The organism is Olsenella sp. HMSC062G07 (assembly GCF_001811895.1).
Taxonomy (GTDB): domain Bacteria; phylum Actinomycetota; class Coriobacteriia; order Coriobacteriales; family Atopobiaceae; genus Olsenella_F; species Olsenella_F massiliensis.
The window spans coordinates 10,309-24,067 of record NZ_KV806930.1 but is presented as its reverse complement, the minus strand read 5'-3'; the positions used below and the strand labels follow the sequence as shown (position 1 = coordinate 24,067).

Genomic DNA, 13,759 nt, shown 5'->3' with positions numbered 1-13,759 from the left:
CACTTCGTGCTCCCCGCACATGCGGGGATGATCCTCAGCGCCATATCGCAGGTGGACGGCGGAATCGAGTGCTCCCCACACATGCGGGGATGATCCCTCCACGATCACGGACCCGGGGTCTCGGGCGTCGGTGCTCCCCGCACATGCGGGGATGATCCCGGACTCGGCGCTCATTGCCGCGGCGGTGTCTGCGTGCTCCCCGCACATGCGGGGATGATCCGTCGCACTCGGCGTCCTCGCCGATGCCCTCGGCGGTGCTCCCCGCGTATGCGGGGATGATCCTCAGCATGTCAGATGCTAATACCTGCGCAATCTCGTGCTCCCCGCGTATGCGGGGATGATCCCTACTAGCGCCCGCGTCCTAAGAAACGCAAAGAAGTGCTCCCCGCGTATGCGGGGATGATCCCAGGAAGCTCGACGAGGACCGCAGGCAGCTCGCGGTGCTCCCCGCGTATGCGGGGATGATCCTCGCAAGCTCGACGAGGACCGCAGGCAGCTCGCGGTGCTCCCCGCGTATGCGGGGATGATCCCGGTATAACAGTAGGCAACGCAAGCCAAACGGTTGTGCTCCCCGCGCATGCGGGGATGATCCCCCGCCTGCCGCCCCGCAGCCGCCAGCGCCCGCAGTGCTCCCCGCGTATGCGGGGATGATCCTTGACCATGCCGGCGGCCGCAATGACGGTCTGCAGTGCTCCCCGCGTATGCGGGGATGATCCGTGAGCTACTACCACCAGGACGAGAGGGACCTGGGTGCTCCCCGCGTATGCGGGGATGATCCCGCATATGAATCAAAGTGCACCATCTCTTGGAACGTGCTCCCCGCGCATGCGGGGATGATCCGGTCGTGGCCAAAGAGCAGATGACCGCATCCAAGTGCTCTATGATTTCCTTCCGGGCGCTCTCGGTCATGCCAGCCGCGTTGTGCTCCCCGCGCGAAGCGGCTCACCTGTCTGGATTTTGCCGGATGATATACGTAGGGGGGCGCTTTGGCGTTGGCGCCCTGCGCGCCTTTGCCGGAAAGTGGGGCGCCCCTCTCATCTTCGCCTCAGCAACTCAGAATGATGTCTGTGGCCAACTGGCAAGTTAGGCGTCGTCAATGCGCATGACTTCGTCAACCATCGCGACGACTTCTTCAATCACATGGTGACATCGGCCATCGGAACCATTTCACGCGCTGTCCGCCCTTGTCCTGGGAATGGGGCTATCTTTGCCGAAGCCGATGTAATAGCGGTAACTTTTGCCAATGTAGTAGTTCTCCGTGAGTTCGCAATAGCCGGCGCTCGTGTCACGCGTGAGTCGCGTGCGTTTGAGTACGGGCTCACGTCGTCCGATGCCAAGGTGCTCGCAGATGACCGCCGGGGCGCAGATAGCCTCGACGCTCTCCTGCACCAGGCGGGGTTCGATGCCTTTTCGTCGAATCATCTCATAGAGTGAGCCTTCGTACGCCTTTGGGTCCAAGGTAAAGCGCTCGCACGGGGTGATGCGCGACACCATGTAGGTGAAGGGCTTTCCCGACGTGCCTCGCAGACGTTCGAGCACCAGCAGGCTCTCGCCCTCGGGAACGTCAAGGACGCAGGAGACCAGACGGTCAGCAGGCTCCGTCCGCACTTTCGCCCAGAACGTCACGGCACTCTCGCCAAGCTCATGCACCTCGTCGGAAAAGCCCTTGACCAGCGTGAAGTGCCCGTCGGGACGACGAGTTCCGGGCCGTTGCACAAAGGTTCCACGGGCGCGGTGTCGCTCGATGAGTCCCTCGCGCACCAAGGCATCGAGTGCCTTGCGCACGGTCGTGCGACTTACGTGGTAGCGTTCGCACAGCTCGAGTTCGGGCGGGATCTGGCTGCCCACCTCCCAGCTCCCGTCTAGGATTTTGCCACGAATGGACTGCTCAACAATGGAGTAGAGCGGCGCGGTGGCTGACGTGTCGATGACGTCTCCATCACGGGGTGCGCGCGTCATGAGGTCTCCCAAATCGTCGTTCCGGTCTTCCAATACCACAGGCCGCCGTTCAAAGTGTACGTTTGAAGCCCTCTTCACAAAGCTTGTCTGGGCAAATGCAAAAGGTAGCCTTCGCAACGCACACTTTGTTGCGACGTCCCCTCTAGGTTGCCCCCAGCCGTCTCGGCCAAACGGCGCAAAGCCGACCTGCCCTCAGTCGGTCCTTTGTATCCTCCAGAAAGAACAGCATCGTCCCGCCTAAGCATGTGATACTTACGTCATCCATTGTAATGACAATACGAAAGGGGCAACGTCATGCGTAATGCGCCTCATGGAACCCTCGGCCCGACGGCACATGATGCGGCCGACCCCGCCCGGCGCGCATCCAGTTCCTACGTTCAGCGTCCCAGCCTGCGCATCGAGGGGGCGACAGGGGCGGTATGCGGCCCGGACGCCATCGTCGAGCGGCTGCGGACCCTTATCGAGCAGGCGAGCCTCACCTCCTCGCCGCGCACCGTTCTCGCGCTCGAGTGCTATCCCGGCGTCGATCTCGCCGCCCTGCGCGAGGCTATCGTCCGGCCGCTGTCGCCCGCGCTCGTGATCGACGCGGACGAGCTCATGCAGGATGCCGCCGACATCCAGGAGCGCATCGCCGACTGCGTCACCGACGATCGCGTCTTTGGCGTCATGTCCCATCACGTCGTCGACGACTTTCTGGACGAGAGGCGCCTGAGCGCTGCACGCGAGCGCGTCGCCGCCGTTGAGGGCCTCGTTGTCGTGCTGGGGTTTGGCACCACCTGCCTGGCACGTCCCGACGTCTTCGCCTACGCGGCGCTCACGCGCTGGGAGGTGCAGCTGCGTTGGCGCAGCGGCGCGCCCAACTGGAAGGCCGACAACCCTCATGAGGACCAGCTGCGCAAGTTCAAACGCGGATACTTCTTCGAGTGGCGGGTCGCCGACCGGCTCAAACGTCGCATCTTGCCCGACGTCGACCTGCTCATCGACGCCAACGCGCAGGATCCGTCCGGCCTCACGGCCATCCCGGGCGCCGTCTGGCGAGAGGGTCTGCGTCAGTTTGCCAGCAGGCCCTTCCGCCTGGTTCCCTACTTTGACGCGAGTCCCTGGGGCGGCACCTGGATGGAGGACCGCTTTGGCCTTGCCCCCAAAACGGCCAACTACGGCTGGGCCTTCGACGGCGTGCCCGAGGAGAACAGCGTGATACTGGACGTGGAGGGTACACCGGTGGAGGTTCCCGCCATGGATGTCGTGCTCTCACAGCCCGATCTGCTGCTGGGTCCGCTCGTGCGGGCCCGCTTCGGGACCGAGTTTCCCATTCGCTTTGACTTTTTGGACACCTGGGACGGCGGCAACCTGAGCCTGCAGGTGCATCCGCGCACGGAGTACGCCTTCGACCGCTTTGGCCTGGCCTACACTCAGGACGAGAGCTACTACATCTTTGACGCCCGCGAGGGGTCCACGGTGTACCTGGGCCTCAAGACGGGCGTGAGCAAGGGCGAATTCGTCGCCGCGCTCGAGCGAGCCCAGGAGACGGGCGAAAAGCTTGACGTCGAGCGTTACGTCAACGCCATTCCGGTGTCCAGGCATGACCATGTCTCGATACCGGCGGGCACCATACATTGCTCGGGCTCCAACACGGTGGTCCTGGAGATCAGCGCCACTCCCTACATCTTCACGTTCAAGCTCTGGGACTGGGGTCGCCTGGGTCTGGACGGCAAGCCTCGGCCCATCAACATCGAGCGCGGCGCGCAGAACATCGTCGAGGGGCGCGACACCGCCTACTGCAATGAGCGCCTCGTGAACAGGATGGATCCCGGCGAGGCGGACGCCCAGCTGGCGCCTGGCGCTCAGGGCGCCGCCTCGTCGCACGACGACGAGGGGCCCGGCACGCACACGGGCCTCAGCGAGATGGAGTTCATCGAGACCCGCCGCCTCTGGCTCGCCGACGAGCTCACGCTCGACACGCGGGGCACCGTCAACATGCTCAATCTCGTGGAGGGCAGCGCCGTGGAGGTCATGCCCCTTGGGGACGGCGCACTCTTCGCGAACGCGGCGGACGAACAGTCCCCCAAGGCGGACCCCCTGTGCGTTCACTACGGCGAGACCTTCATCGTGCCCGCGAGCGTCGGTCGCTTCCGCATCCGCAACGTGGGCGGGGGGCGCGCCGCCGTCGTGAGGGCCTACGTCCGCAACACCGAGACACGCTAGGAGGCGCGCCAGCATGGACTTCTGTCCCGGATTTGACATCCGCCCCGACGAAACCGGTCTTTCCTTTTCCTACGGCCCCGACGTGTTTGGGTCCATGGCCGAGCGGCGCCACCTTGATGACATTCGCATGAGCCTGCTTGACCCGGCCTGCAAGGGTCCGGACGTTCCGTACGTCGTGGCGATGGACGTGGGCAAGGTGCGCGACCGCAGCGACCTCGTCGCGCGGAACCTCCTGTACGGCGCCATGACGTACGCGGCGGGGACCTTGGGCAGGGAGCCCGTGAGGAGCCAGGGCCACATCCACGCCGTCTCCGCGTCCTGCGGCATGTCCACGCCCGAGGTGTACGAAATCTGGGAGGGTGAGGCCATCGTCCTCATGCAGGAGACGGCCCATGAGGACCCCGGCCGCTGCCTGGCCGTTCGCGGAGGAGCGGGAGACGTCATCATCGTGCCGCCCGGCTGGGCCCACTACACCGTCAACGCCGACCCCACCCGCCGCATGTCCTTTGGGGCCTGGTGCGTGCGCGACTACGGCTTTGACTATGCCGAGATTCGCTCTCGGGGCGGTCTCGCGTACTTTCCGCTGATTGACGGCGAGGGTCACGTGACGTGGGTGGCAAACGAGCGCTACGCCCCGCACGGGATCACGGACGTCGCGCCCCACGTCTATGTCGAGCTCGGCCTTGAGGCGGGCGTTCCCATCTATGCCCAGTACGAGCGCGACCACGGTCGCTTTGACTTCGTGGCCCGCCCCCGGCTCGCACAGGAGGTCTGGGCGGCCTTCAGGCCCTGACGCCCGCCCGACCTTCGGTCTTGTCCGCGAGCCTGGCCCACGGACGCCCGCGCCGCCCTGGCCGACCGTTCGCATGCGCGCACCAGAAAGGAGACCAACCATGGACATCGTCATGCCCCCCAGCGCCGTCCAGCCCCTGGGCGTCGAGCCCCTCATCGGACCCGACGTCACGTGGAGCGAGAAGCGCGCCGTCGACCTTGCCGGCGTGTATCAGCACCCCGAGGCCCTCAAGGAGCTGGGCCCCGACTTCGTGGCCTATAGTGTCGCGCATCAGAACTGCCATCCCGGCGACGACGAGCTCGGAAGGCTCGTGTGGGGCACCACCTACGTCAGGCCGTTCACCGTGGCAGGGGAGTGCGCCATGACCCACGGGCACTATCACCTTGACCCTGGCTGCGACGAGTACTACTTTGGCCTTGCGGGCACGGGCTTCCTGCTGCTTTGGGACGGGGCTGACGAGCTGCGCGCCGAGGAGATTCGCCCGGGTTCCCTGCACTACATCGCGGGCAGGTACGCACACCGGATCATCAACGCGGGCGACGAGGTGCTTGCCGTCGCCGCCTGCTACCTAAGCGCCACCCAGCAGGACCATCTGCGCATCGAGCGTGAGCCGTTTCCCTGCCGCTGCTTTTGCCGCGACGGCAGGATAGAGTGGGCGGCATCGTAGGACAAAAGCGGATGGCGCCAGAGGCGGGCGGCGGGCGTCATCGTAGGTGCGCGATTCCAGGGGCGCCCCTCCGAAGGGGCACCCCTGGCCCCCAGGCCCGTAGGCGGTCCGTCCTTGGAGCTCCGAGGCGTCGCCTGGCCTGCGCGCCCCCGCCACCTCGCCCCACACGGGGCATACTTTGTAAGACGCGTGTAAGGGATGGTCACTCAACCGTAATGGCCTGCTGACGAGCGCCAACTCACCCTCCTCGGCTCACTAAGCTACAGAGTGAACAGGACCGGTGCGCCGGTCTCATCACCGAGAGGAGAGACATGCCTATCCCTACGAAGAACGCGAACCTTTCTCGCCGCAACTTTTTCCTGTTTGCCGGGTCAGCTGCAGCCGCCTTGTCCGGACTCGGACTGGTGGGTTGCTCGGGTTCGGGTGCCGCGAGCAACGGCGGCTCCACCAGCTCCGCAGACTCTTCGAGCTCCAAGAAGGTGTCGGGTAGCGTGACGGCGGTCGGCTCGACCGCGCTTCAGCCTCTCGTCGAGGCCGCCGCGGAGAAGTTCATGGAGACCAACCCCGACGTCCAGATTACCGTCCAGGGCGGCGGCTCCGGCCAGGGCATCACCCAGATCAGTCAGGGCGCCGTCCAGATCGGCAACTCCGACGTCTTTGCCGAGTCCAAGCTGAGCAACCCCGACGACGCCAAGAAGCTCGTCGACAACAAGGTTGCCATCGTCGGCATGGGTCCCGTCGCCCATCCTGAGGTCTCCATCGACGACCTCACGCTTGACCAGCTCAAGGGCATCTTTACGGGCGCCATCACCAACTGGAAGGAAGTCGGCGGCCAGGACCTCGCCATCACGGTGATCAACCGCGCGTCCGGCTCGGGCACCCGCGCCACCTTCGAGGGCGCCGTCCTGGGCGGCACCAAGGTTCCCGAGAGCTTCAAGCCCCAGGAGCAGGACTCCTCCGGCACCGTTGCAAAGATGGTCGCCGAGACCCCCGGCTCGATCAGCTACCTTGCCTTCTCCTACTTCTCCGACAAGCTCAAGGCCCTCAAGGTCGGCGGCGTCGAGCCCAAGGAGGAGACCGTCGAGACCAACGACTGGACCATCTGGGCCTACGAGCACATGTACACCTCCACCAGCCCCGACGAGGCCACGCAGGCCTTCATCGACTACATGCTCTCCGACGACGTCCAGGGCTCCCTGGTCGAGCAGACGGGCTACATCCCCGTCACGGGCATGAAGGTCACGCGCGACGCCTCTGGTAACGTCACCAAGAAATAGGAGTCATCATTGCCTGCAATGTCCAAACGGGGCATTGAGCGCAGGGGCCGGCTCATCACCGGCTCCTGCATTGCCCTAGTGGTGCTGCTCGTCGTCACGCTCATCTTCATGGTGTTCTCGCGCGGGCTCGACACCTTCTTCAAAGACGGCATCTCGCCATGGTCGTTCCTCTTCGGGACGACCTGGAACCCCCATCAGACGGGCGACGACGGGGCCGCCCTCGTGGGCGCCTTGCCCATGATCGCCGGCTCCTTTGCGGTCACCCTGCTCTCGTGCCTCATCTCTCTGCCGTTTTCGCTCGGGTCCTCGATCTTTGTGGTGGAGATAGCGCCGGGCTTTGGCAGTCGCGTCTTCAGGCCCATGATCGAGCTGCTGACCGGCATCCCCTCCGTCGTCTTTGGCGTCGTGGGCCTGACGGTGGTCGTGCCATGGATTCGTTCCTGGGCGGGCGGCACCGGATACGGCGTCCTCGCGGGCTCCATCGTGCTTGCGTTCATGATTCTGCCCACGGTGACGTCGCTTGCCACGGACGCCATCGCCGCGGTTCCGGACGCCTATCGCGACGGATCCTACGGCCTGGGCTGCACACGCTGGCAGACGATCGTGCACGTGGTGCTCCCCAGCGCCCTGCCGGGCATCCTCACGGCGGTCATCATGGGCATGACCCGCGCATTTGGCGAGGCCCTGGCCGTGCAGATGGTGGTGGGCAACGCCGTCCAGATGCCCCGGGGGCTCTTCACGCCGGCCGCGACCCTCACGTCGGTCCTCACGATGGGAATGGGCAACGAGGCCATGGGCACCATGTACAACGATGTGCTGTGGTCGCTGGCGCTCGTGCTCCTCTTCATGAGCCTCGTCTTCATCCTCATCGTGCACCTCATCGGCAAGAAGGGGGCGGCCCGTCATGACTAGCACGCAAAGGGCCCGGCTGTCCGATCACGTGGCCACGGGCGTCCTTACGGCCATCGTCGCCGCCATCCTCGTGGCTCTCGTGGCCATTATCCTTTACATCCTGATCTCGGGCGCCGGCAAGGCATTTGACATCTCGTTCCTCACGGGACGGCCCCAGCAGTTCAAGGAGGGTGGCGGCATCGGTCCCGAGCTCTTCAACTCCTTCTACCTGCTTGTGCTGACCCTGCTGATCTCGCTGCCCATCTCGCTGGGCGGTGCCATCTTCCTCACGCAGTACGCGCCTCCCGGCCCGGTGACCAGCATCGCCAAGACGGCCATCGAGACGCTCTCGAGCCTGCCTTCCATCGTCGTGGGCCTCTTTGGCATGCTCACCTTCGTGCTGTCCATGGGCTGGGGCTTCTCCATCATCTCGGGCGCCCTGGCGCTTACGATGTTCAACGTGCCCATCCTCGTCCGCGTGATCCAGCAGGCGCTCGAGGCGGTCCCGCGCGACCAGCGTGACGCCGCGCTGGCCCTGGGCCTCTCGCGCTGGGAGGCGACGGTCCACATCCTGGTGCCGCGCGCCATGCCCGCCATCATCACGGGCGTGATTCTGTCGGCCGGCCGCGTCTTTGGCGAGGCTGCGGCGCTCATCTACACGGCGGGCCAGTCCGCCCCGGTGCTCAACTTCACCAATTTTGACCTCACGAGCGCCAGCTGCCCTTGGAACGTCTTCCGACCGGCGGAGACCCTCGCGGTGCACATCTGGAAAATCAACTCCGAGGGTGTGGTGCCCGACCTCGCCGCCGTCTCCACTGGCACCGCGGCCGTGCTCATGATCTGCGTCCTCGCCTTCAACATAATCGCGCGCCTTCTGGGCCGTGCCATGGAGAGGAAGGTGACGGCGGAATGACGCTCGATTCGCGCGAGGTGACACCCGAGGTCCGTGCTGCGGCGACGGGGGCCGCGACGGCGGAGCCCCTGCTGTGGACCAAGGACGTGACCGTCGACTATTCGGGTAAGCGCGCCCTCAAGGGCACGTCCCTCTCGTTCGAGGCGGGCACCGTCACGGCGCTCATCGGTCCCTCCGGCTGTGGCAAGTCCACTTACCTGCGCTCCATCAACCTGATGAACCGCGAGATCGAGGGTTGCGTCATCGGGGGAGAGGTCCACTATCACGGCGTCGAGGTCAACAACGACGAGACGGACACCTACGCGCTGCGCAAGCAGATCGGCATGGTGTTTCAGCAGCCCAACCCCTTTCGCAAGTCCATCTACGAGAACGTCGCCTTCGCTCCGCGCTGTCACGGCATGACGAGGCGCTCCGAGCTTGACGAGCTCGTTCGCAAGAGCCTGAGCGCCGCCGCCATCTGGGACGAGGTCAAGGACAAGCTGGGCAAGTCCGCCCTCGCGCTGTCGGGCGGCCAGCAGCAGCGCCTCTGCATCGCGCGCACCCTGGCCATGGAGCCCGACGTCGTCCTCATGGACGAGCCATGCTCGGCCCTGGACCCCATCGCCACCTTCGCCATCGAGGAGACCATTCGCGACATGGCGGAGCGCGGCATCTGCGTGGTCATCGTCACGCATAACATGGAGCAGGCGGGTCGCGTCGCTGACCGCACGGCGTTCTTCCTGCTGGGTGACATGATAGAGTGCGGACCTACCGCCGAGCTCTTCGAGAGGCCCAAGGACAAGCGCCTCGAAGACTATCTGACGGGGAGGTTTGGCTAATGGCCGAGAGCATGTCAGTTGAGCATCTCAACCTATGGTATGGGGACAACCAGGCCCTGACGGACGTGAGCCTGGTGGCACCCGCAAATGAGATCACGGCCTTCATCGGCCCGTCGGGCTGCGGCAAGTCCACGCTGCTGCGCTGCCTCAATCGAATGAACGATCGCATCGTGGGCTGTCGGGTGGAGGGCGTCGTGAGGCTGGGCGACGAGGATGTTTCGACCTCCGACGTCTACGCGCTTCGTCGCCGGGTGGGCATGGTCTTCCAGAAGCCCAACCCGTTTCCCCTGTCCATCTATGAAAACGTGGTCTACGGCCTCAGGCGGCAGGGACACGTCAAGAAGGTCGAGCTCGATGAGGTCGTGGAGCGCACGCTGCAGAGCGTGGGGCTGTGGGATGAGGTCAAGGACAAGCTCGGCAAGTCGGGCCTCTCGCTGTCGGGCGGCCAGGCCCAGCGCCTCTGCATAGCCCGCGCCATGGCGGTCAATCCCGACGTCCTGCTCATGGACGAGCCCACGAGCGCCCTCGACCCCATCTCCACCGCCATGGTGGAGGAGCTCGCCACGCAGATCGCCAAGGAGCACACGGTCATCATCGTCACGCACAACATGCAGCAGGCGACGCGCATCTCCCAAAAATGCGCCTTCTTCTACCTGGGCGAACTCGTCGAGTTTGCTCCGACGGCTCAGCTCTTCTCGGCGCCCAGGGACAAGCGCACGGAAGACTATCTTACGGGAAGGTTTGGCTAATGAGGACCAGGACTTCGTATCTCAAGCAGCTCGACAAGCTCGGACGTCACGTGGCCGCCCTGGGCAAGGGCGTCGTCGACAGTATCCGCGACACGGGATTTGCCATCTCGGAGGGCAACGAGGAGGCTGCTCAGGAGGTCATCGACGGGCATTCGGTGAGCGAGCATCTGCACCGCTCCATCGAGGACTCCTGCATGAACATCATGCTTCTGCAGTCGCCCATGGCAAGCGACCTGCGCATGGTCACGGCCACGTTCCGCGCCATCAGCGACCTGGCGCGCATCGAGGAGATGGCGTACGAGACAGCCTTGCTCTCGCAGGAGACTGACCTCACGCTCGCTCCCGCGTTTGCCCAACAGCTGGGTGACATGTCACAGCGCGCTGCTACAATGCTCGAAAGGGCAATGGAGGCGTTCAACTCATCGGACGTCGAGGGCGCCGAATCGGTGTTCCTGATGGATGACGCCGTGGACAAGATCTTTGACGCGGTCCGAGCCGACATCATCACCCTGCTGCGCCAGGGGGATGACGCTGCGACCATCGCGCCGGAGCTGCTCACCATCGCCAAGTACTACGAGCGCATGGGCGATCATGCGCAGAGCATCTGCGACTGGGCCATCTTCCGCGCCACCGGCGAGTATCGCGGAAGGTTCATGGTGGAAGAGGAGTAGCGTTGGCGCTGGTCTATTACGTCGAGGATGACGACAACATTCGTGACCTCTCGATTTACGCGCTGAGGCAGGCCGGCGTCGAGGCGCACGGCTTTACGGACGACGACGAGTTTCGTCGCGCCTGCACCGAGCGCCTGCCTGACGCCGTGCTCCTTGACATCATGCTCCCCGGAACCGACGGTCTCCAGATCTTGGGGCGCATTCGGCAGACTGCGGGCCTCTCCAAGGTTCCGGTGATGATGCTCACCGCCAAGGACACGGAGCTTGACACCGTTCGGGCGCTGGATAACGGAGCGGACGACTACCTGGCCAAGCCCTTTGGCATGATGGAGATGGTCTCGCGGGTCAAAGCCCTGCTCAGACGCTCCGGCGTGAGCCGCACGGAGAAGTCCGCCGAGATGCTCGTCATAGGTCCCATCGTCCTGTGGCCCAGTCGTCGCGAGGCGACGATGGAAGGCAAGGACCTGCAGCTGACCATGCGAGAGTTTGACCTCCTGGAGTTTCTCATGCGCTCGCCCGACGAGGTCTTCACGCGTGAGACGCTGCTGCAGCGCGTGTGGGGTTGGGATTTTGACGGGGGCTCGCGTACCGTTGACGTGCATGTTCAGCAGGTGCGCTCCAAGCTGGGCGACTGCGCGCGCCTCATCGAGACGGTCAGGGGCGTGGGCTATCGGATGCGCGGATAGGCCGTGCGCGGCATGAGGGTGGACACGACGGGTGGGCTGGGCGCGGGCGATCGTGCCACGCCCGCCCGCCTGCGCGACTCTGCGGCGCTGCTGCTTCCCGTCCGGCGGGCGATCTCGCTCAGGGACCGCATCTTCTGGGCGCTTGCGTCCGTCTCGGTTCTGGCGTCGCTGCTCGTGACCATCGCCTCCGCCTACGTGCTGCAGGCGACGCTGACGATTGACGCCCATGCGACGCTGTCGCGCGAGTGCAGGATTATCGGGTCGGTGCTCGACGACTCGGCCGACGCCGCGCGGACGCTTTCGACGATGATGCTGGGCAACGAGCGCTCCACCCTCATCGCGCCTGACGGCACGGTGCTCTTTGACAGCATGACGGACGCCGCCGACCTGCCTAACCATGCGGGTCGTTCCGAGGTTGCCGACGCCCTTGTGACCGGCAGCGGATCGTCCGACCGCAAGAGCCAGACGGTAGGCTACGTCTCGATCTACGAGGCGATCAGACTGGCGGACGGCAGCGTCCTGCGCCTGTCAGAAGATCGTGCCGGCGCCATGGCCCTCCTCTGGTCGAGCCTTGCGTGGATCGTCGGCATCCTCGCGGGGCTTGTGACGCTGAGCTGGTTCACGTCGCTGCTCCTCTCACGCCGCCTCATCAGGCCCGTGCTCCGAATCGACCCCACGCGGCCCGACTGCCAGGCGCCGTATCGGGAGCTCGAGCCCCTGGTGCAGCGCCTGAGCAGCCAGCAGGAGCTTCTCGAGGAGCAGATGGAACGGCTGCGCGACATCGACAGCATGCGCAGCGAGTTCACGGCAAACGTGACGCATGAGCTCAAGACGCCCATCTCGTCCATCATGGGGGCCTCCGAGCTCATTCGCGACGGCATCGTCCGCCCTGAGGACGTTCGCGGGTTCGCGCGGCGCATCAACAGCGACGCGCAGCGGCTGTCGTCGCTCGTCTCTGACATTTTGACCCTCTCGAAGCTGGACGAGTCGGAGCGGTCGCTGGACCTGACGGCACTGGGCAGCTCCTCTCCCTGCGACCTGTACGAGGTGGCTCGTGACGCGTGTTCCCGCCTGCAACCAAAGGCGGACGCGGCGCGGGTGTCGCTTTGGCTGGAGGGGGGTCCCACCGTGGTGACGGGCTACCCGCGGCTGGTGGACGAGATGGTCAGCAACCTGGTGGAGAACGCCATCAGGTACAACGTGCCGGGCGGCTCGGTGACTATGCGGGTGGGCATGCGCGGGCATGCCCCCACCGTCAGCGTCAGGGACACGGGCGTGGGCATTGCCCCCGAGAACCAGGAGAAGGTGTTCGAGAGGTTCTTCCGCGTCGATAGGAGCAGGTCGAGGGCGAGCGGCGGTACCGGTCTGGGGCTGGCCATCGTGAAGCACGTTGCCAACGTGCACGGCGCGAAGCTGTCCCTCAAGAGCAGGCCCGGCAAGGGGACCACCATAACTGTCGTCTTTCCTGCGTCGACGGACACTCAGGGCCCGCAAGACGCGCAGGGGGCGCCCGAAGCGTAAGGCACGACGCGGCTCGACCCGACGGTCTCGTTGGCGCCTGCGCCGATGGGGGCTTTGCCTGCGCCGGGATGACCGCGGGGCCGTCCCTGCGCGCGCCCACAAGCCGCCCAACAATTCTGACGTGCGCCTTACCAGGGCGTAATGTTGGTCCCCTATGGTTACGACGTGCAAAGGGCAGGCCTTGATGGCCGGGCATCGTCGCGCGAAAGGAGGCGTCGCATGTCAGAGACTCAACGTAGCGTCATCTTCGTCGTGGTGTACTTCGTGCTGCTGGCAGGCATCTTTGTGCGTGACTGGCTGTCTGAGAGAAGCCAGGCTGGCGCGTCGTCGCAGGCACGGGACCATTCGACCGGCGAGCAGCGCCGCGTCGCGCGGTCGTCAGGAAGCCACGGTGCGTCGAGCATGATCGCGCTCGGCTAGGCATGCGACAGCCCTCTCGCGGGGCCTAGCTCGCCCGCATGGCGCCGTGTGCCGTCTCAACGTGTACGTTTGGACGGGTCTTGATAATCGAATCCTAGGCAAACGCAAAAGGTAGCCTTAGCAACGTACGCTTTGAGCGGCAGGGAACACGTAGAGGGGGCGGGGGCGCGCCGGTTTGGCGCGCCCCCG

General features: G+C 65.2%; 13 protein-coding genes and 1 CRISPR repeat array. Of the genes, 12 read left to right on the top strand and 1 reads right to left on the bottom strand.

All coding sequences use genetic code 11. The features are described from left to right. Window positions 1-6 precede the first annotated feature (6 nt). Window positions 7-840: direct repeats of the CRISPR family, unit length 28 nt; unit sequence GTGCTCCCCGCGTATGCGGGGATGATCC. 327 nt (window positions 841-1,167) lie between these two features. Continuing rightward, window positions 1,168-1,959: a GntR family transcriptional regulator gene (locus tag HMPREF2826_RS00470; protein ID WP_070638102.1), complete on the bottom strand. Its 792-nt coding sequence runs from the start codon at window positions 1,957-1,959 to the stop codon at window positions 1,168-1,170. Window positions 1,960-2,253: 294 nt separating this feature from the next. Here HMPREF2826_RS00470 and HMPREF2826_RS00465 point away from each other — a divergent pair, with 294 nt between their 5' ends. The 12 genes from HMPREF2826_RS00465 to HMPREF2826_RS00410 all read left to right on the top strand — a co-directional run bounded on the left by HMPREF2826_RS00465 (window position 2,254) and on the right by HMPREF2826_RS00410 (window position 13,570). Next, window positions 2,254-4,164, top strand: coding sequence for a class I mannose-6-phosphate isomerase (locus HMPREF2826_RS00465; RefSeq protein WP_210388937.1), 1,911 nt, complete (start codon window positions 2,254-2,256; stop codon window positions 4,162-4,164). 13 nt (window positions 4,165-4,177) lie between these two features. Continuing rightward, complete coding sequence (locus HMPREF2826_RS00460) at window positions 4,178-4,957, top strand: glucose-6-phosphate isomerase family protein (protein WP_070638099.1); 780 nt, start codon at window positions 4,178-4,180, stop codon at window positions 4,955-4,957. Between the two features lie 100 nt (window positions 4,958-5,057). Further along, window positions 5,058-5,624: a glucose-6-phosphate isomerase family protein gene (locus tag HMPREF2826_RS00455; RefSeq protein WP_070638095.1), complete on the top strand. Its 567-nt coding sequence runs from the start codon at window positions 5,058-5,060 to the stop codon at window positions 5,622-5,624. Between the two features lie 311 nt (window positions 5,625-5,935). After that, entirely contained in the window at window positions 5,936-6,901 is a 966-nt protein-coding gene (locus HMPREF2826_RS09215; protein WP_148138277.1) for a phosphate ABC transporter substrate-binding protein, read from the top strand. A gap of 18 nt (window positions 6,902-6,919) precedes the next feature. Continuing rightward, entirely contained in the window at window positions 6,920-7,813 is an 894-nt protein-coding gene (pstC, locus tag HMPREF2826_RS09210) for a phosphate ABC transporter permease subunit PstC (RefSeq protein WP_058270099.1), read from the top strand. After that, complete coding sequence (pstA, locus tag HMPREF2826_RS00440) at window positions 7,806-8,705, top strand: phosphate ABC transporter permease PstA (protein ID WP_070638092.1); 900 nt, start codon at window positions 7,806-7,808, stop codon at window positions 8,703-8,705. Before pstC ends, pstA begins: the two co-directional genes overlap by 8 nt. Further along, window positions 8,702-9,523, top strand: coding sequence for a phosphate ABC transporter ATP-binding protein PstB (pstB, locus tag HMPREF2826_RS00435; RefSeq protein ID WP_070638089.1), 822 nt, complete (start codon window positions 8,702-8,704; stop codon window positions 9,521-9,523). The genes pstA and pstB (HMPREF2826_RS00435) overlap by 4 nt, the downstream gene beginning before the upstream one ends. Beyond that, a complete protein-coding gene (pstB, locus tag HMPREF2826_RS00430; RefSeq protein WP_070638086.1) occupies window positions 9,523-10,272 on the top strand; it encodes a phosphate ABC transporter ATP-binding protein PstB in 750 nt (249 codons plus the stop codon). Before pstB (HMPREF2826_RS00435) ends, pstB (HMPREF2826_RS00430) begins: the two co-directional genes overlap by 1 nt. Then, window positions 10,272-10,943: a phosphate signaling complex protein PhoU gene (phoU, locus tag HMPREF2826_RS00425; protein ID WP_070638083.1), complete on the top strand. Its 672-nt coding sequence runs from the start codon at window positions 10,272-10,274 to the stop codon at window positions 10,941-10,943. The genes pstB (HMPREF2826_RS00430) and phoU overlap by 1 nt, the downstream gene beginning before the upstream one ends. A 2-nt stretch (window positions 10,944-10,945) precedes the next feature. Next, a complete protein-coding gene (locus tag HMPREF2826_RS00420; RefSeq protein WP_328585280.1) occupies window positions 10,946-11,629 on the top strand; it encodes a response regulator transcription factor in 684 nt (227 codons plus the stop codon). A 12-nt stretch (window positions 11,630-11,641) separates the two neighbouring features. Then, on the top strand, window positions 11,642-13,150 hold the full coding sequence (locus HMPREF2826_RS00415) for a sensor histidine kinase (RefSeq protein ID WP_083307149.1): 1,509 nt from the start codon (window positions 11,642-11,644) through the stop codon (window positions 13,148-13,150). Window positions 13,151-13,369: 219 nt separating this feature from the next. Further along, a complete protein-coding gene (locus HMPREF2826_RS00410) occupies window positions 13,370-13,570 on the top strand; it encodes a hypothetical protein (protein ID WP_070638080.1) in 201 nt (66 codons plus the stop codon). The last annotated feature ends 189 nt before the right edge of the window (window positions 13,571-13,759 follow it).